The organism is Bifidobacterium leontopitheci (assembly GCF_009193355.1).
GTDB lineage: Bacteria > Actinomycetota > Actinomycetes > Actinomycetales > Bifidobacteriaceae > Bifidobacterium > Bifidobacterium leontopitheci.
On record NZ_WBVT01000019.1, the window covers coordinates 13,953 to 34,518 of the forward strand.

Annotated in this window: 6 protein-coding genes; 3 read left to right on the top strand and 3 right to left on the bottom strand. The window is 65.1% G+C overall.

Annotation, left to right across the window (positions count from 1 at the left end; genetic code table 11):
- Nucleotides 1-23: 23 nt before the first annotated feature.
- The 3 genes from F7D09_RS06795 to F7D09_RS06805 form a co-directional block, all read right to left on the bottom strand.
- Nucleotides 24-4,370, bottom strand: coding sequence for an ATP-dependent DNA helicase (locus F7D09_RS06795; RefSeq protein ID WP_152234652.1), 4,347 nt, complete (start codon nucleotides 4,368-4,370; stop codon nucleotides 24-26).
- Complete coding sequence (locus F7D09_RS06800; RefSeq protein WP_152234653.1) at nucleotides 4,367-8,629, bottom strand: PD-(D/E)XK nuclease family protein; 4,263 nt, start codon at nucleotides 8,627-8,629, stop codon at nucleotides 4,367-4,369. Before F7D09_RS06800 ends, F7D09_RS06795 begins: the two co-directional genes overlap by 4 nt.
- A 435-nt stretch (nucleotides 8,630-9,064) precedes the next feature.
- A complete protein-coding gene (locus F7D09_RS06805) occupies nucleotides 9,065-10,837 on the bottom strand; it encodes a S8/S53 family peptidase (protein WP_193312370.1) in 1,773 nt (590 codons plus the stop codon).
- A 355-nt stretch (nucleotides 10,838-11,192) separates the two neighbouring features.
- Here F7D09_RS06805 and F7D09_RS06810 point away from each other — a divergent pair, with 355 nt between their 5' ends.
- From F7D09_RS06810 to F7D09_RS06820, 3 genes are all read left to right on the top strand, one after another.
- Nucleotides 11,193-12,599: a serine/threonine-protein kinase gene (locus tag F7D09_RS06810; RefSeq protein WP_152234655.1), complete on the top strand. Its 1,407-nt coding sequence runs from the start codon at nucleotides 11,193-11,195 to the stop codon at nucleotides 12,597-12,599.
- A gap of 30 nt (nucleotides 12,600-12,629) precedes the next feature.
- Nucleotides 12,630-18,797, top strand: a complete 6,168-nt coding sequence (locus tag F7D09_RS06815) for an Ig-like domain-containing protein (protein ID WP_152234666.1) — start codon at nucleotides 12,630-12,632, stop codon at nucleotides 18,795-18,797.
- A gap of 536 nt (nucleotides 18,798-19,333) precedes the next feature.
- Complete coding sequence (locus tag F7D09_RS06820) at nucleotides 19,334-20,548, top strand: AAA family ATPase (protein WP_404979584.1); 1,215 nt, start codon at nucleotides 19,334-19,336, stop codon at nucleotides 20,546-20,548.
- Nucleotides 20,549-20,566: the final 18 nt, after the last annotated feature.

Here is a 20,566-nt window from a genome sequence, read left to right on the forward strand (position 1 = left end):
TGCCTGGCGTCGCTTGCCGGCATCTAGTCGTCGTCGGATCCTTCGGGGACGCCGGAGCTCAACTCGGCTAGGATCTCGTCTTCGGTTTTGGCGCGTGCGTGGAGCTCGCGCAGGCCTTCTTCGGGCTCACTCAGATAGTAGAGGGTGGCGTCGATTCTGTCCAACGACACTTGCTCGATGTGCGACAGCAGCAGGCGATACCAGTCGAGCTGTACGAGCTTGCGTTTGATGTCCTGCGGCTTGCGCGGTCTGACGCCGGTCTTCCAGTCGACGATGGTGTACTGCTTCATCCTGTCGTCCGGGTCGAGGCCCCCATAGAACACGGCGTCGAGTTTGCCGTTGATGATGGTGTCGCCGAGCTGGGGCACGGCGACGACGATCTGCCGTTCCACCCATGCGGGCCTGCGCTGCGCCCATGCGGATTGCGACAGCCGTCGCTGCCAGACGAGCAGCTTGCGCTCCTTGTCCGTGAGCGCCTCCTGATGGGATTCCCGTGCGGCAAGCTCGCTGAGCAGCGTCTCGCGGGTGGGTTGTTCTGCGCCGGTCATCTCGCCGCCGCCGAATGCCGTGTCGGAGTCGGGCGCGAATCCGGAGTCGACGGTCTCGGGGATGACCTCGAAGGCGTTCATGAAGCGTTCCGCCCATGCGTGGAACAGGGTGCCCGCCTCTGCCGCGGGGGACGCGACCCTTGGTATGGGGCGGATGAGGCTCCGCCAGTATTGTCGCGATTCCCGTTGCGTGAGGTGCCCGGCACGAGCCTGCAGCGAGGTGACGTTCTGCCGGCTATGCGACAGCAGATGCTCGCCTTGGGTGCGCGCATGCCGGTCGATGTCCGATTCCGCCGTGAACGTCCAGGGCATGAGGTCACGGTCGGCGACCAGCATCCGTGCTCTGGAGAGCAGCGGGCCGGAGTCATCGGCAGCCGAACCTGACGTCCGGGAGCCGTCAATGCCGTGACCGCCGTCATCCAGACCATCGGCGCCCGAACCGGAAGCGTCCGAGGCGGAAACGTCCGAACCTTCGGCACGGCCGTCGGCAACGCCGCGGCCTGGCTCCGTACACGAATCCGCTCCGAGCCGGGCGATGACGTCATCCGACAGCGTGGCTGGCCATGGCAATTCGGTCTTGCCTGACACGGTCTCCAATGGTGCATCCCATGCGGCTTCGATTACCGTCCGCTCGTACAGTTCGGCCGCGTCACCCACGAAGAACCCTTCAGGTCTCGGCGCCTTGATGCCGGCAAGGGTCTCCCCCGCTGTGACGGACGACTGCGCAGTGCTTGACGGCTGCGCAGTGCTTGACGGCTGCGCGGTACCTGATGGCTGCACAGTGCCGGACGGCTGAGCAGTGGTCTCGCCCTCAGGCCGACTCTGCTGATCGGCGGGGACGAGATCTGGTTCGTGGCATAGCGAATCCTGCATTTCGGTCCAGAACACCGACGGCTTGGACGAGGATGGCGTCTTCCCGCTATCGTCGACCAACGTCCGCGGGTCGCGGGAGACCGTGGCGTGTCGACTGTAGGTGAAGAGCGCGTCCTTTTTGGCGCGGGTCAACGCCACATAGGCGAGTCTTCGTTCGTCGGCGAGCAACCGGCGGCCGTATTCCTCCTCTTGGGTGAGATACCAGCTGGAACGGTCCATGGCATCCACGTCATCGCCGGTGTCCTGTTGACGCATGCTTCCGTAGACCTCATCGTCGATGACGACGACATCATCCATGTCACGAAGCGACGCCACCGGGTCGGCGCCGGGCATGGCGTCATGTGGGAACCGGGGCAGGATGTCCGCATCCACGCGAACCGGCACGGGCACGGCTGAGGCATCGTCCAGCCATGTGCGCACGGTCGTCTGGTATTCGGGAGGCGTCCACTGGTCTCCGGAGCCACCTCCGGGATGCTCATCGTCGGCATCGATATGCAGACCGCTCTTGTTGCTGGGGAAGGCGCCGTTCTGCATCGAAACCACGGCGACGGCATCCCATTCCAGGCCTTTCGACTGGTGCACGGTCATGAGCACCACATCCGCCGGGGTGTCCGGCATGGCGGCGGACTCTTCTTCGATCTGGCCGAGCGAGTCCACCCATGCGACGAAGCCGCGCAGTGTGGGGACGCCTCCTTCGACAATCTCCCGGCTGTACGTGTCCACCAGCGCGGCGATCGCGTCGAGCGCGGCGTGCGCTCGGGCGGGGTTCACCGGCGTATCCGGATCCTTGACCGCCTGGGCGACGATGGTGTCGATGTCAAGGTCGAGCGCCTGCACTGCGGCATCGATCACTTCGGCCAGCGGATGGTTGGCGACGGCGTGCACCTGCCGGAGTACGGCGCCTGCCTGTGCGATGAGAGTGCGTTCCTGAGCATCGAATGCCGCTCGACGCTCGAGCAGCGTCTCGAGGTCGTCGCGCATGAGCATGTCGATGAGGAACACGGCATGAGGAACCTTGTCCCGGTATTCCTTGACGATTCGTTTGATGTCCGGATCGGCGAAAATGATCGCGGCGACGGCCGCACCAACGCTACGCGGATCGCCGTCAGCGGACTGCCCTGTGCCGGCTCCTTGCGTTGACGGCGGAACATCGGACTGGGGCTCGATGATCCCGGCCTGCACGAGGGCCCGGTACCGGTATTGGGCGTCAAGGTCCTCGGCCATGGAAGCCAGACGCATGAGCGGTTCCGCCCCCAAGCCGAAGCGTGGGGTGGCGAGCAGCCGCATGAGGTCATTGGAGTCGGTGTGGTCCGCCACCGCATGCAGCAACGCCAGCAGGTCCTGCACTTCCGGGCGTTCCAGCAATGCCGAATAGCCGACGACCAGGGTCTTGAGGCCACGCCGTTCCAGTTCCTGCGCGAAGGCGGCCATACGGGTCTTGCCTCGGAAGAGCACCGCCACATGCGGCGTATCGGCGCCATGGGTCCCGTCGCCTTCATCGCCGTACCGGGCGATGGCCTGGCGCACGAAGCGTGCAACGGCGTCCACCTCCTGACCGAAAGTGTCGAATCCCAGTACGCCGATGGTGCCTTCCGGAGCGGTGTCGAGCGTGGACAGGCTTGATACGTCGACCTCATGCATGAGCGAACTGCTGGCTCGCCGGGGCGTCAGACGCAACGGCTTGGTGAGGTTGTTCGCCGCGCGCAGCACGATGCGGGAGTTGCGCCGCGTGACGCTCAACGGGTACGGGCGTCGTTCGACGGGCATGTCGAAGTCATGCTGGAACATGCGGAACGCGCCGGGACTGGCGCCTCGCCACGCGTAGATGGACTGGAACGGGTCGCCGACCGCGTTCACCGCCGAGCGGACGTAGGCGGACGAGCCGTGACGGGTTCCCGGCTGGCCCGCTGACTGTTCTGCTCCGCGGGCGTCCCGCCGGCTGTCCTGTTGGCTCCCGGGGTGGAACAGCGAAGCCAGCAGCATGGCTTGCGTGGTGGAGGTGTCCTGGTATTCGTCGAGCAGCACATGCGTGTAACGCTTGCGGTACCGCTCGCCGATGGAGGGGAACCGTGCGACGAGCTGGTAGGCGGCGATGGTGAAGTCGCTGAATTCCGCCATGTTCTGTACACGCTTCTCGTGCTCGTATTCCGCGACAAGATCCAGCAGGATTTCACGGCGCTTCGTCGTGTTCCGCAGTCCGGCGCAATGATACACGCAGACGGCACGCATCTCGGCCTGCTGCTGCTCCTGTTTCGCCGCGTAGGTCTCGTCGGTGTCCTTCTTGAGACGCTTGATTTTCTTGACCTTGGGCAGCTCTTCGGGGACCGGCTCGTCGCCGATGGCGGTGTCGAGCTGTGCGATGAACGCCGTATCCCAATCGCGGATGCGCGCGATGGCTTCGTCCACGGTCCGAATCCGCCCGCCGATCATGGCGTTGCCGATGGCGTGGGACAGGTCGAGGACGCTGTGCACCACCGTGCGGAACGCGCCGAGGTCCTGTTCGGCAAGGATGTCCGTATGGCGGCCGACCACGGTGGATGCCAATTGGAAAGCCCCGGCGTCGCTGAGCGGCTGGGTGTCCTGTCCGAAGCCGACGAGAAGGCCGTACTGCCGTACGATGGTCTGGAAGAACGCGTCGTACGTGGACACTTCAGGCTTGAGGAACGCTCGGTTGGCCGCACGCGCGGAATCCCGCTCGTTGCTTTTCCCGTCCCCTGCCAGCACCGCCGCCGAGACTCGCGACAGCAGTTCGGACGCCGCTTTTCTGGTGAAGGTGAGCCCGAGGATGCGCTCGGGCGGCACGCCTTCCGCGATGAGGTTGATGATGCGCCGGGTCATCGTATAGGTCTTGCCGCTGCCTGCGCCGGCGACGACGAGCACATCGTCGTCGGCCGGGGCGTTGATGACCGCCGCCTGCTCCGGACTGTCGGTGAATGCCTGTGCGTTCATGCCTGCCTCGTTTCGAATACGGTGTTGACTGCTTTGGCGCATGCCGGGCACACGCTTCTCATGCGGCAATACCCCACATGGTCGGCGGTCGGGTGCGCCTCAAGATGAGTGGACCTGCTTGCCGCCGCCGCGTAGAACACCCGGGAGATCATGGTAAGCGACCAGATCGCCTGCGTGCCCCGCAGTGAAAGGAACCGCTGCCAGGTCGTCGCGCTCACGCCGTGCGGCGGCGTGTCGGGAAGGATCGGGATGTCGGCCAGCGATTCGAACGAACTGCGAGTGCGCTTCACGAACGTCGTGTCGTTCAGGCTGCCATCATGGAACAAAGCCGGCTGGAACAGCCCCTCCTGATTGTTGCTGGTCTTCGATGTGGCCGGCGCCGATTTCTCGGCGACGTGGAATAGACCGCTTTGCGCGATGTCCGGCATGGACTGCAGGGCCTGCGCGCCACGCGGGCCGTCTTCGGGGAACACCAGGCCCAGCTGGTAGCACACCAGCTGCAGATCGTTGAAGATCGCCTTGGTCCCCGGCATGCCGCCGGTCTTGTAGTCGATCAGACGCACATGCGTTTCGCCGTTCGCCATGCTTCTGACCTCGAGACGATCGATACGCCCGGACAGCCGGACGCGCAGATCTTCGCTCATGCCTTCAGGCCATCCTCCGACCAACGTCCCCATGATGGCGGCCAGCTCGCCTCGGCTGATGTGGGTCACGCCTGCGGTCGCATTGTATGCCGCCAACACGTCGTCCAGCCCGAACAGTGCGGCGAAGGAACGCTCACATTGCGAGTCCTCAAGGGTGCCGACGCTGAAGTTCTTGACGTTGCCGGCCGGGTAGTCGGCAGTGTTCGACAGGACGAAATAATCCGCGATGCGTTCCAGCACGTCGGTGACGGTCTTCTCCTTGCGCGATGCATTGTACCGGTCCGCCGCGTCGGCGATCTGCTGCGCATCGCCTTTGAGCTCATGGTAGATAGCGATCATACGGTCGCGGACCTTTCCGACACGCTCGTCGACCGGCAGGTCGGATGCATAGTCGGCTCTGTCGAGTCCCTCGTTGCTGGCCTGTTCGGCGACGGCATGGATCAGGGATCCGAACGCGGTCGCCACGCTTCCGGGCCGTGGGCCGGAGAAGCGGTTCTCCAGCATCCAGCAGACCGGACAGCCCCATATGCCGTCCACAGCGGATGGTGACAGCGTAACCGTCGACGGCATATCCAAGGCAGTGCGCGTAGGCGACTCCCCCACCGGCGCTAATCGCATATGCTGTGCAGTCAGCGTCGACGATGCATCTTGTCCGCTTCGCGAGTCCTGTTCATGTCGCTCGTATTGCGACGGAGCGGAACGGCTGCCGACGAATGGCCACTGCTTGGCATCGGCCGCCTGCACGCCGTGCGCGGCGAGCAGCGACAGCGCGGCGCGCGCATCCCTGGCTTCGTCGGATTCGGCCGGTTGCGCGGCGAGTTCCACACGAGCCGCGGCGACTAGGCCGCGCGGATTGGCGTCCAGTCCGTGGAACCGGTCGTCGCCGCCGACCTCGGCATAGTCGCGTCCTTCTGCGCTGGCGTGCTTGCCACGGTCGTACCGTTCCGGCAGATATCCGTAAAGGAAATCCGATGGCGTGAGATCATCGTTGTACACGGCGCTGATGCTGGTGCGCTCCGACGCCCTGGTCAACGCTACCAGCAGGCTTTTCTGCTCGGCGTACAGCACGGCTTCGAGCTGCCCGGAATCGGGTTTCCCCTCATCGGCGAGCGCCCCGTAGAGCATGACGTCGGCGAGGTCCTCGCCGCCGAACATGGTGTTGCGGGCGGCGAGGTTCGGCCAGACGCCTTGCTGCACCGCCGGAATCCAGACCAATGGCCAATGGTTGCCGGCCGACCCGGCCGGAGTGGTGAGCGTCACCGCCTCGTCGATGGGCGCGACTTTGGCCAATGAGTCGGCTTCGATGCGCATGGCCCGTACCTGGGCGAAGAACTCCGGGAGGTTCCGGCTTGCGGCCGATCCGGATGCGTAGGAGAACAGTCGCATCGCCGAGTCGAGCCTGTCGTTGGCGGCCCTGCCGGCATCCGTGTTATTGAAGGCCTCCCGCTGCCATCGGGGCGCCACACCGCTGGCGTCCCATGCAAGGGACAGCGCATATTGCGGTTCGCGCGTGCCGGGGCTCCGTAGCCCCTTCGCCACGGTGTCCACGAGATTCCACAGGTCGGCGAACGCTTTCGCGTTCGGGTCCCGTCCGCAGACGTCCTGGATGGCGGCGATCACGTCATTCGTTGTCACCTTCGACGAGTCCGCCGCCACTTCGCCGTGGCAGAACTCCAGCAGCAGGTACATCGCGTCCACGCCGAACGGCATGTCATCGCCCTGCGGCGCTTCGACGTCGACCATGGAGTCGTCGACCGCTATCAGGTCAGGCCGTGATTCCACCATGACGCTGCGCAGGGCTTTCCAACCATCCAGCAGACCGCGCAGCGTGTGACCCATACGCTCCCGATCATCCGAATCCCGCACATCGGAATCCACAGGCGTCGGCGCCTGTGCTGTCTGCGTCTGTGCTGCCGACATCTGCGTTTCCGACGCCGCCTCTTCCGGAGCGGCACCGTCGTCCACCACGCCGCTGAGTGATGCGAGCGCGTTCATGGCCGATTCGATGGAGGCCAATCGCGCCGGATACCCTTCATGGTCGCGGCCGCCGCCGACGCTGATCAACGGGCATGCCATGAGCGTCGCGACACGGGACCGCACGTACACAGCCGTCTGCTGCAGGTTCATGCCGAGGTCGGCGAATGCCTGGTTGCGCAGGTCGGCGAGTTCGAGCAGCGCGAACAGTCCCTGCACGAACGGTTCGTCCTTCAACGGCCTGGTGACCGAGGAATACCGGACGGGCACCCCGTCGTGGCGCAGCCGTTCGCCGAGCGTCCTCACCGTCGTATTGTCGTGGGCGATCACCGCCATGTCGTTCCAGCTGCGGCCGTCGGTGACATGCGTCTGCTTGATGCGCCAGATGATGTCTTCCATCTCATCCTTCGGCGAACGGTACAACGCCGTCGTCAGGGTGCCGTCATCCGGCAGCGGATCGATGTCATCCAGCGCGGCTATCGGCAGACTCCCCGGCAGTTGCGGCAGTTTGCCGGGGCGCATCGGCACTGGCACCGGGTCGTCCTGCGCGGAGTGGATGGACAGTGATACACGGCTCGCAGCAAGGTCGCGATAGGAGTATGCCGGGCGACGCTCCCCTTCAAGGCGCATGACCGTGGCGCCCAACCGGTCCGCCGCCTGAGCGAACAGGTATTCCGGGTATGAGCCGCGGAAGGTCTGCACCGCCTCGTCGGGATTGCCGACAAGCAGCAGCCGCACTCCCCTGTCATGCAGCGCCTGCAAGAAAGCGAAGCCCGCGAGCGTAAGGTCCTGGAAGTCATCCGCCACCAGCAGTTCCGGCAGGTCCTCCGTCGCCGCCCGTCGTACGGCTTCGGCGCCTTCCACCAGCAATCGGGACGAGTCGAGACGGTATTCGCCGGGATAGGCTGCATCCACAGCATCCCTGTATTCGCGGCGCAGCGCGAACGCGAGCCGCCATTGCACGTGCAGGCGTTCGGTGTGCGGCGACCAGTGGCCCAACTGGCCCAACGCCGCCAGAATCGTTCCTTCCTTCTTCGAGGACGCGCCGAGTTCGTCCATGCGCGCCAGCATGTCGCGCAGCTGCATGACGAACGCGTCGTTGACGCCGATGCGAGCACGGCCATCGGACGCATCGCCGTCTGCATCCTCCCGCTTCCCGCTCGGTTGCGCGGCGGCACCGTCTCCCGCATCCGACCCGTTTGCCAGCACTGACGTCCAATCGGAGACGGCGAAGTATTCGCGCATCAGCGCACAGGTGTCGCAGGGATCCCCCGCCCTCACATGCCGCACGTGCGCCTCGCACACCGATTTCAGCAACGCATCCTGCTCGGCGCCGTTGAGCAGCCGCGGAAGGGGCAGCTCCTCGCGCTTCCTCTCATCGGTGATGCACCGGAACGCCACCGCGGAGAGCGTGGTCACCGGACGCGCCTGCGCCGACGCTCCAAGCTCGCGAATCACCCCGTCGCCTATCCGGTCGGCCGTCTGGCGGCCGGATACCGTCATGACCGCCTTCGATTCCCCGTACCTGCGCAATCCCGCCATCAGCGCCTCACGCGCGAACGTGGTCTTGCCCGAGCATGGCGCCCCCACCGCCAGCAGTGCGCCGCCGGCAGGCCCATCCAGCAACCCGTCGATCGTCATGGCCCCTCCATTCGTCCATCGGTTCCGCCCGCAGCCGGACCCGTTTCAATGTCGTCGATGACCGCCGTCGCCGATAATCTCATCGTCGCCGGTCCCCTCATCGTCGCCGATGATACCGACCTGCGAGCGCCGCGTCATCATGGCTCCAGCCTAACGCCGTATGAAAAAAGCGGTAGATATCTACCGCTTTTTTCTTCAAATCCGCGACACGCCGCATTTTCCAAAGCTTACGCGACTGCATTACGTCGATGCTGGCAGAAGCCCCGCAGCTAGAGCCCAATCCAGAACCTTGAAGCAATCACCAACGTTGGTTTGTCAATCATGGATGCGGATTACGAACCCAAGCAATCACCAGTAAAAATCTCCTGCATGGTCTCTTTTACAGTCTTCATGCTGGAGTCGCCGCCATCGGAGGTGCCGAGCAAGCCCAGATACTTATCGGACATCATTTGTCTGACTGCCGGGATACGGGTACGGAGCAGCCTGCCCAGCGCCTATGTCATCGTGCCGAGCCGCACCCTGCCCGGGCATAGGGTACCCAGACTGGGACGGATAGGAGCTCCGCGGCCCCGGAACATACTGCGGAGGCCTTGGCCCTGCAGCCACAGACCGCACCGGTTGCACGTGCGAACCCCGATACGACGTCCGGCGCCTGCGACGAGATGCGATCACGCCTGCCGCGACGCCTCCTGCCACCACAAACAGCCCACCGCCGCCGGCGACCCACCACGCCCACGTGGGAACACCGACCGCGGAGTCTCGGGACTTCGTCTCCGAGCCGTCATCCGGCGTTTGCGAAGCCCCCTCCTCGTCGTCCGCCGTCGCGGTCGCCGAGTAGCGCATGCAATCCGAACCGCCATCCGACCTGCACTGCTTCACTTTCGCCCATGCGGCTTTCTGCCGCTCGTACTCCTTGCCGATCAGTCCGGCCTCGCACGGGACGACGTCATCGGCGGCACCGCCGACACCATCCGGATTCGTGCCGCAATCCTGCGTATACCAGTCTTTCGTAACCGAGTTTTTCGCCGCATTCTTCACCTGAATCTCCAGAATCGGATTGATGTCCGGATATGACGTCGGATCGACGGTCAGCAGGCGATCGACATCCACTCGACCGAAACCAATCCGATGCTCAGGATCAAGCCACGCACCGCCATGTGCCGCGGCCTCCTGCGTATTGCGCACGAGAGACTGCAGAATCTGGTTGCCGGTCGCCTTCGGCCATTTCTGTATTGCAAGAGTCACATACGCCGACAGCACCGCCGCCGCCGTCGATGTACCACCGTTGCCGGTTGAAACGTCTTTATAATCATATGCGGCAGGCACCAAGACCCCATATCCCGGGCTGAGAACCGACACATTGCCATCCGCAGTATCGGAGGACGGCGCGAGCGATCCATCCTCCATCATGCTGTTCACCGTGACCACACCGGGGAAATAATTGTTCGCTCGCGGATCGCCCGTCAAACTATCAGAACCTGCCTCAGTAGTATTTGCTCGTCCCGACACCATAATCACGCCATGGCGCAGAGCCGATACAAAACTGGAGATATCGTCAGCTGCCAACCCCACACCGAACGACATATTCACTACGCGACTATTCTCGATAACTGAATTCTGCAAAATATCAGTGAAATTGATCCCTGGCAACGAGCCATTGACAGCAGAACATGCGTTAGGCATTCCCGGCGCCATTGAAAAATTAATCGCATGAAAATCAATCTCCGCACCATCAGCAATGCCACGCACATCAGGCTTTCCTTCATATCCTTTGCCTGACCCTACAATCCATTGCAACATAAGTGTCCCATGAGATGAATAGAAAGGTCCTGCACCTCCGAAGGTGTCGCCAGCCTGTAATGACTGTTGAAGTCGTTGCCCGCCGATTGAACAGTAGACAGGTTCTTTTCTATCCATGCCATAAAACGATGCCACGGAGTATGTGATGTCTGCCCCCTGCAAATCCGGATGGTCGGCAATCGGCATATCATCGATAACCGTGACCTTGACTCCGCTGCCGTCAATGCCCTGACTCCAGGCACGGCGCACCGCGTCATTCACTGGCCAAAGGCCGTCCTCGGACGCCGAAGCCTGCGGCACGACCGACATGACGACGATAGACAACGCCATCAGCGTCGTCATCACGGACATCCACATGCGCCATACCGCGCGCGGCCATCTCATTCGAGCATCTTCCTTAATACTCATCGCACCGCCATCTGCACCATGCGCCGTGCTCCCCTCGTCGTCTCGAGCGCCGACCCATCCTCCACGAGGCTCCATGTCTTGCGACGCGGAGGCACCCCTGCCCGCCGCACACGGTTTACGCCGTCATTGGCATGGGCCGAGGTTCTGCACCAGCGCTCATTGATATGCGGCTCAGTTTACCGCATCCGCGCCGCCGGCACATCATCCGTCCTCATAATTCACTGCCGGTTCACCTGCGCCGGCACCGCCATCCATCCGCCGCCGTGTGTTCCGCTGGTAGCCGAAAAGGAGTAGGCTGTCCGTGGGAACCCGTAGGAATAGAGTACTGACGAGAGAGGTCGCGAAGGGGGACGCCATGACGGCATATTCAGCACCGCCAAGCATACCCGGATATGATGTAGTCCGGCGGTTGGGTACCGGCGCCACGGCGAGCGTGTACCAGTATCATCAACGTGTGCCCAGCCGCGACGTGGCCATCAAGGTGAGCGCCACCGCGCTCGACCCGCGTGCCGCCGCCCGCTTCCGCAACGAGGCGAACTACATGGCGCAGCTTTCGGCGCACCCGTACATCCTCTCCATCCACGACGCCGGCGTGACCAGCACCGGGCTCGGCTACATCGTCCTGGAATACGCCCCCGGCGGCTCATACAAGGAGCTGATCCGCGAGCATCCCCTGACCGCCGACCAGATGCTCGACCTCGGCATCAAACTGTGCAGCGCGCTGTTCACCGCGCACTGCAAGGGCATCCTGCATCGCGACATCAAGCCGGCGAACATCCTGATCACCCAGCAGGGGCTGCCGGTGCTGGCCGATTTCGGCATCTCCACGAACGTCTACCAGTCCGGCTCGCAGACCGGTTTTTCCGTGCCATGGGCCGCGCCGGAGGTGCTCAGCGGGCATGGCGGCGGCACCGAAGCCGCGGACATCTACTCGCTGGCGGCGACGCTCTACGCCACGCTGGCAGGCCGGTCGCCGTACGAGAACGGCTATCAGGTGCGCACCCAGCAGGATCTCGCTCAGGTGATCGTCAGCCGTCCGCTGCCGCCAATAGGGCGCCCGGACGTGCCCGCGGACGTGGAACGCGTGCTGCGCCGCGGCCTCGACAAGAACCCCGACGCCCGCTACGGCACCGCGCTGGAGTTCGCCCGCGCCATGCAGATCGTGCAGCAGCAGTGTTACGGACACGCCACGCCGGTCACGGTGGAGGGCGTGCCCGAATTCCCGAACACGATGCGCCGGCGGCCGGATTCGATACCGCTTCCCCCGGCGGCCGGCACACGTGCCGTCGCCCGGACGGGTGCATGGAAGAAGCCGGTGGCGATAGCAAGCGGCGTCGTGACCGTGCTCGCCGCGCTCGGATTGGTGTTCGCGTTCGTGGTGATGCCGCATATGGATGATGCGGCGACCCGCAACCGGACCGCGGTCACGACACCGGGAACCGGCGGCGACGGCGACGACGGTTCGGACAGCGTCACCGGCGCGGACGTGGTTCCCTCCCCCGAGAACGTCACGGGAACCTACAGCGGCGACTCGGTAACGTTCACGTGGACGAACCCGTCACCGAAGAAGGGCGACTCCTACGCCTGGTCGCCGGTGCAGCAGAACGGCGACGCCGCTGGGACGAGCACCAACATCGTCAGCGAACGTTCGGTCACGCTGCGCAACGTGACCGACAAGCAGACGTGCATCGAGGTGAGCATCGTGCGCGCCGACAAGCAGATGTCCCAGAACCCGGCCGTCGCCTGCGCGGTGAGGCCCTGACAGGGAAGAATAAGGGGTGTGAGATTGACGATGAGCAGCAAGACGAACCAACGGCAGCGTGGGCGCGCGTTCCGCTCCTCGATGCGCCGTCTAATCCCGCAGGGGGCGCATCGTTGGGCGATGCCCGTCGTCACGCTGCTGATGCTGATCGGCATCATCGCCGGAGCCATCTGGGTGAGCTCGGTGACCCGCAGCCACGTCCATCTTGACGACGGCACCGTGTGGGTCACCTCATTGAAGAACAGGAAGGCCGCGCGCTTCAACGTCCGTCTCAAGGAGGCGGACGCGGCGGTCGCCTCATCCGCGGCACGGTTCGATGTGGCCCAGCATGACAGCGACACCGTGCTCACCGAAGGGCCGAAGGCCACCGGCATCTCCTCGTCCACGCTGGGCACCGCCGGCCGCACCGAGACGAAAGGGAATACGACGGCCGTGGCGAACGGCGGCTCCATCGCATTCCTGAACACAAAGACCGGCGACGTGTGGACGGGTCTGAGCGGCGAACTGGATTCCGTGTCGCCGGCGAGCGCCGACCCGACCATGCAGTTGGGTGCGGGCGGCAAGGTGGCGGTCACCGCCGATGGCACCGTATACGGGTACCGGCCCAAGGACGGCATGGTGTTCAGGGCGAGGGACCCGCGGGGCGGCGCTTCGCAGGCAGGCTCCGTCAGCGGGGGCGGCGCATTGGACGCCGACGATTTCACGGTGATCGGGGATGTGCCGGTCGTCACCTCCGGCGGCAGGCTGCATTGGGATGGCGGCGATGCGGACACCGGCGCCGGCAGTCGTCTGACGCTGCAGTATCCGAGCACCGACGGCGAGCAGTCCGGCTGGGTGGCGGCGTCCGGCAGGAACGGGCTGTATCTGGTTCGTCTGGGCAAGGGGACCCAGAAGGTGAACACGCTGCCTTCAGGCGGCGCCGGGGAGGCGGCGAAACCCGTCTCGACCGGGGGGTGCGTCTCGGCGGCATGGGCGCAGTCGGCGAACAACTACGCCCGCGTGTGCGCGGCGGACGCGGCGAACGTGCGTTTCGACTCGTTGCAGGCGGTGAACGCGACCTCCGACCTGGTGTTCCGCACGAACCATCGCAAGGTACTGCTCAACGACGTGGCGAACGGTGACATCTGGAGCCCGGCCGACTCCACGAAGGTCATCAAGATCCAGTGGAACAAGATCCAGACGGAGCAAACCGAACAGCAGAAGCAGAACGACCAGTCGGCCAACAACCAGCGCAATTTCAGCAAGACCTGCTCCGCGCAGTCCGGTCAGATCAAGGCCGCGGACGACGAGATCGGAGCGAGGGCCGGCAGCCAGCAGATCCTCGATGTGCTGCGCAACGACGAGCAGACCGACTGTTCGGTGCTGCGCATCACGAAGGTGGGCGCGCCATCGGGAGCGTCCGTGACGGTGGCGCCGGTGTACGACGGCCGGTATCTGCAGCTTGACGCCGGCGCGGCGTCCGCCGGGACGGTCACGTTCACCTATGACATCAGCGACGGACGCGGCCAGACGTCCTCGGCGAACGTGAAGGTGACGCTCAGCGGCACGTCCGCCGACCATGCGCCCAAGCAGGTCGACACACCGCCCGAATACGACGTCGAGCAGGGCGCCACGTATACGACGAACGCGCTCGGAAGCTTCCAGGATCCGGACGGCGACCCGATGACGCTGGTCTCCGCCGTCCCGCGCAACAGCGACCAGGTGGTGGTCTCCACGCGCGCCGACGGCCAGCTGGTGTTCAACACCGGTTCCGCCACGTCGGGCCGCGTGGGCGTGGAGGTCACCGTATCAGACGGCACCAACACGGGCACCGGGATCGTGTACTTCTCGATCCGCCCGGCGAACACGCTGCCGGCGACCATCGACGCGGTCGTCAAGCAGACCACGCCGAACACCGAGACGACGGTCGATCTCAAGCCGTACGTGCACGGCACGTCCGTCGAGCCTGCACAGCTGACGGCCGTGGAGCCGCCGGCCAAGACGAGCGCGACGATGAACACCGCCGACACGTCCTTCACGTTCAAGGCGACCGCCACCGGCACCTATTACGTGCCGTACACCATCACGCAGGGCTCCGTCGCGGCGACGGGACTGGCCCGATTGGAGGTGCAGCCGGTCTCCGGCGAGGCGGCGAAACCGGTGGCGGCCAATGACGTGGCGCTGCTCGGCTCCGACAACACGGCGATCGTGGAGCCGCTCGCCAACGACGTGGACCCGATGGGCGGCGTGCTGTCCGTCACCTCGGTGAACGCCGACCCCTCGCTCGGCATCAAGACCGGCCTGGTGAGCCACAAGCGCGTGTACATGACCGCCCGGCAGGTGCCCTCCAAGCCGGTGGAGATCACCTATACGGTCGCCAATGCTGCCGGATCGTCGACCGGTACGATCGTACTGCAGCCGCCGGCGCTCACGGCGGGCAATTCCGCACCGAAGGCAGCGAACGTGAATGCGACGGTCCGCACCGGCGGCATCGTGTCCGTGGACGTGCTCGACCATGTCTCCCATGCGGACGGCACGACGGTCACGCTGCAGAACACGCTGCAATACGACAAGGCCACGTTCAAGGGCCTGGTGTTCGTCTCCGGCGACACCGTACGCTATCAGGCCTCGCATGAGACCGGCTCCTACCAGGTGACCTACACGGTCAAGGACAATCTCGGCAACGCGGCCTCCGGCACGATCACCATCGACGTGCACAGGCAGGACGCGGCCAACAAGGCTGCGCCCACCCCGCAGGACGTGACCGCCCAGGTGGCGGCCGGCCAAAAGGTCCGCATCCCCGTCACGCTCACCGGCATCGACGCGGACGGCGACGACGACCAGCTGCTGGGTCTGGGCAACAAGGCGCCGCAGCTCGGCCGCATCACCGAGGTCGGCGCCAACTACATGATCTACGAGGCGTATGAGGATTCGGCTGGCACCGACACGTTCTCGTACGCGGTGGAGGATTGGACCGGACAGCGCGCGCAGGCGCAGGTGCGCGTCGGCGTATTCCGCGGCGCTTCGGACTCCGGCGTGTACGCGCGCGACGACGAAATCACTCTGCGCCCGCACACCGCCGCCACGGTTCCGGTGTCGCTCAACGACATCTCCGGCGACAACACGGACCTGACCGTCGACCGCAAGCTGGAATCCACCGGCATCGCCGGCGCGAAGGTGAGCGACAACATGATCGCGTTCACCACGCCCGACCAGGCGGGCACGTTCTACATCGTCTACACGGTCTCCGACAAGGCGGGGCTGAGCGATACCGCCACGCTGACGGTGAACGTGAACCCGCAGGCGCCGATCGAGCCTCCCACCGCCTACGACTACCGTGTGCCGTCCGCGGCGACCATCGACAAAAAGACCGTCGAAGTGGATGTGGCGCAGTGGATCGCGAACCCGTCCGGCACGGCGAAGGAACTGCAGGTGGGCGTCGACCCCTCGGCCGCCGACCATGCGAAGGTGAAAGGCGGGGCGTCGTCGACCGTCATCTCCGTGGACCTGACCGACGAGGCGCGCGCCGTACCGTACACGGTGACGAACACCACCTACGACGTCACCTCCACCGCGTTCATCCAGGTGCCCGCCTACGGCGTGTTCCCGCCCACGCTGCGTCCGAAGGCCCCCGCGCTGAAGGTCAACTCGCGCGAGACGATCACCATCAACATCGCCGACTATGTTCGCGTGGGCGCCGGCAAGACCGCCTACGTGCAGTCCCCCGACTCCGTGAGCGCCACCAAGTCGGACGGCGGCGACCTGTATGTGAACGACCAGACGCTGAAGTTCACCGCAGCGAGGGATTACGGCGGCCCCGCCTCGATCACGTTCACCGCGGTGGACGGCAAGGGCGACGACAAGACGAAGATCATCAACTCCGCGGTGCTCACCCTGCCGATCACGGTGATCGGCCGTGAGGTGCCGCCGCCCACGTTCTCCTCCTCCACCATCGACGTGGTGGCCGGAGAGGATGCGAAGACCATCGACCTGACGGCCCTCACCCACGCCCCGTCCGGCGCGTACGACGACGAGAAGCAGTACACGTATTCGGGCGGCGGCGAAGCCGGCGGCATCACCTCGCGCGTCACCACCGCAGGCAAGCTGACAGTGAGCGCCCCGAAGGACGCCGCCGTGGGCTCCATGGCCAGCATCCCCGTGGTCATCACCTATTCCGGCGGCACGGTCAAGGCCGGGCTTACCGCCCGCGTGGTGCAGTCGAACCGTCCTCTTGCGCGCATCGACGCGAAGACCGTGAAGATCAAGGCCGGCTCCACGCAGCGCGTGGACCTGTTCACCGACGCCTACAACCCGTTCCCCGACTCACCGCTGCGCGCGATCAACTGCCGGGCGGACGACTCGTCGAAGCTGACCGTCGACTGCGGCTCGAACGGCGTCATCGCCATCACGGCGGGCAACGACATCGGCGCCTCCTCGAACACCGTACTCGTGACCGTGCAGGACGGCACCGGGTCGAAGGAGCGGCAGGTGACCGCCACCATCACCGTCTCGGTGATGGACAAGCCGGACGCCCCGTTGCTCTCCCCCGTCGCCGGCAAGCCGGCGGACGGCGCGGTGAACCTCTCATGGACGGCCGGTGCGGCGAACGGCAGCCCGATCACCGAATACCAGGTGGACTGGAACGACGGCGGCAGCAAATCGTGCGGCGCGGCCACCACCTGCCAGATCACCGGGCTGACCAACGGCACGGAATACTCGTTCACGGTGAAGGCGAAGAACGAGGTGGGCTGGTCGAAGCCGTCCACAGCGGTCAAGGCCACGCCCGACAAGGTGCCGGCCCCGCCGAAGACGGTGAAGGCCGAAGCCGGGTACCATGCGGTGAAGGTCAGCTGGGACACGCCCGACTACGTAGGCTCCAAGCCGGAAGGATACACGGTGACGCTCGTCGGCACCAACGGCTCCAAGACGTCGCAGGATGTGACCGCCAACTCGTACGTGTTCCAGCTCGGCAACCCGGCGACCGGCGACAAGATCGGCTACAGCGCGACCGTGACGGCGAAGAACCGCGCGGGAACCGGCCAGCCGAGCGCCGCCAGTAACGCCGTCTCGCCGTGGGGAGACCCGGACGCGCCGAAGGTGACGCTGACGACCAGCGGCAGCACGCTCAAGGCCACCGTGCAGCTGAACGACCTGCGTGGAGCCGGTTGCAGCAGCGTGGACCTGTCGGGCGCGATGAGCAAGACGCTCTCCTGCGACAATCTCACGGCGGAGAGTTCGGTCAGCCGCGACCAGTGGTATGCGAGCCTCACCGTGACGGCGACCGTGAACCCGGCCAAAAGCGACGCCAAGCCCGCATCGGCCAAGTCGAACGCGGTGACGCCGAACTATGCGGTGAAGCCGCCGAAGAACCTGAAGGTGACGCGGGAGAAGAACCAGTGCATCGTCTCCGCGAACGGCGACGGCGAACACGATCAGATCACGTTCCACACGCCGAACGGCAATATGACCATCAAGAGCGACGACGACGGCCCGGTCAGCAAATCGTATACGATCGCCCCGTGGACGGACTGCGGAATCGGATCTGCCACGCAATCGTTCAAAGGCAAGGAAAGCGACAGCATTCCATACGACGGCACCAAGCTCGTCTACAAGGTGCCAGCCAAGATCGAACAGCCGACGCTGACATGGAGCACGACCGACCGCAACCGCATCGACGTGGAAGGCGGCAGCGTGGACACGTACGGGCAGGATGCACACGTATACGTCCGCTTCTCCACCACGAAGGACGCGCCGAGCAACGATAACGCGCAATGGTTCGTCGATTGGGAACAGGTCAAGAAACAGCATTACATCGACGTCTCGTCGTTCGACATCGAGACCGACACCCTGTACTGGTACATCTCCGTGCAGTCAGAGGAATTCGACCTCATCCCGGGAGACACCATCCTGCCGGTCAAGGGCACCCGCAAGCCGGCCGAGGATGCAGGGACCATCACCGAGCAGATCACGCCCGGCCACACCACGAAATCCCGGTTCGGCCGCATGAGTTCGATCAGCTCGATGCTCTCCGCGCAGGCGGCAGCATCCGTGACGACGCGCACGACACAGTCCGCTGCACCTCAGTACACTGCACAGTCCGTCGCAACACAGCACATTATGGCACGACTCACTATGGCACGCACCGCTACGGCACGACTCACAACGACACGACTCACCCTGTCACATTCCGCCACATCACAGCAAGGAGTATCACGATGACCGACGGCAACGAACTCAACGACGCGACGCAGCTGTCCGACAAGACGCAGCTGTCGGACAGCACGGTCTTGTCGGATAACACAGTACGGTCGGACAAGACCGTGCTGTCGGCCAAGACGACGGCCTCCAGCACTAAGGCGGCGCAGGGCAAGAACGCACAGCCCAAGTCGGTACAGCCCAAGTCGACACAGCAAGCTCCCGTCACGGTGGCGCTCCCCGCGAAGCCGGCCACATCCGGCAACGCCACGACAGCAGCCAAGCCGTCGGCAAGCACTACGTCGGCAGCCAAGCCGGACGCCGACGCGACCGTGATCTCCGACCGGACCGTCCTGTCGGATCAAGGCAAGGCAGCCCGGCAGCAGACCGCCGCGAAGAAACAGCCCGGCAAGCAGACCGCCAAACCAGCCCTGCCGAAGCAGCAGAAGCGCACCAGCAAGGCGGAACCGAAGGTCGACCTTCCCAAGAAGACCGGCGGCAAGCCGGCATCGGCAACGGCACAGACGTCAGCAGCCACACAGCCGTCAGCGTCCGCCGCACTGCCGAAAGTCGGTCTGCCCGGCAACAGCGCAGCCGGCCGCACGGCCAATCCCGGACTGCCGCAGCAGGCCGGCCGCAACACCGGCAACGCCAGCAGCGATGCCGGCACGCCTGCACAAGCTGCATACCCGCAAGCGGCACAGCAGCCTGCCGCCGCCACGCAGCAGCCCGGCCATCAGTCTGCCTCGGTCGCGGCGCCTGCCGTCACTCCCGTCACCGCCCCCGCATCGTTCGACCCGCAGTCGACCGCGCCGGCAAGCCCGTCCGACATCGCCTACTTCAAGCAGGCGTTCGACGCCCTGACGAAGAGCGTCTCCCATGTGCTGGTCGGCAAGGAGCAGCCGATCCGCCTGTGCCTCACCGCGCTCATGGTCGGCGGCCATATCCTGCTCGAAGACAACCCCGGCACCGGCAAGACGCAGCTGGCGCGAGGCATCGCGAACTCGATCAGCACGTCGTTCAAGCGCATCCAGTTCACCCCCGACCTGCTGCCCTCCGACGTGGTGGGTATCACGTTCTACGACCAGAAGACCGGCGACTTCACGTTCCGTGAGGGCCCGGTGTTCGCCTCGATCGTGCTCGCCGACGAGATCAACCGTGCCTCGCCGAAGACCCAGTCCGCGCTGCTCGAGGTCATGGAGGAACAGAAGGTGACCGTCGACGGCGTCACGCACGCCGTGCCGCAGCCGTTCATCGTGATCGCCACGCAGAACCCGATCGAGCAACTCGGCACCTACAAGCTGCCCGAAGCGCAGATGGACCGATTCCTCATCAAGACGTCGGTCGGCTATCCGGGCCATCAGGCGAGCGTCGACATCCTCAGGGAGGTCAACATCACCGACCGTGCGCAGACCGTCTCCCCCGTGCTGTCCGGGCCGGACGTGCTCACGCTGCGCGGCATCGGCGAGCGCGTGCACGTGGACGACACCATCCTCGAGTACATCGTGCGCGTCGTGGAGGCGACCCGCCACGACGAGAACATCGCCATCGGCTCCTCCATGCGAGGCGCGCTGGCGCTCACCCGGTGCGCCCGAATCTGGGCCGCGTCGGACGGCCGCGGCTACGTGGTGCCCGACGACGTGAAGGACCTCGCCGTGGCCGTGCTCTCGCACCGCATCAAACTGACCGCGGAGGCCACGTTCACGGGGCTGACGACCGACGCCGCCATCGAACGGGTGCTGGAGACCGTCCCGGTTCCCTCATTCGGTGCGTGATCGGCTGGATTTCTGGGC

What these genes read in the sequence shown, in the direction of transcription:
- F7D09_RS06795 (WP_152234652.1), bottom strand. Translation starts at nt 4,370, where the DNA reads ATGAACGCACAGGCATTCACCGACAGTCCGGAGCAGGCGGCGGTCATC.
- F7D09_RS06800 (WP_152234653.1), bottom strand. Translation starts at nt 8,629, where the DNA reads ATGACGATCGACGGGTTGCTGGATGGGCCTGCCGGCGGCGCACTGCTG.
- F7D09_RS06805 (WP_193312370.1), bottom strand. Translation starts at nt 10,837, where the DNA reads ATGAGTATTAAGGAAGATGCTCGAATGAGATGGCCGCGCGCGGTATGG.
- F7D09_RS06810 (WP_152234655.1), top strand. Translation starts at nt 11,193, where the DNA reads ATGACGGCATATTCAGCACCGCCAAGCATACCCGGATATGATGTAGTC.
- F7D09_RS06815 (WP_152234666.1), top strand. Translation starts at nt 12,630, where the DNA reads ATGAGCAGCAAGACGAACCAACGGCAGCGTGGGCGCGCGTTCCGCTCC.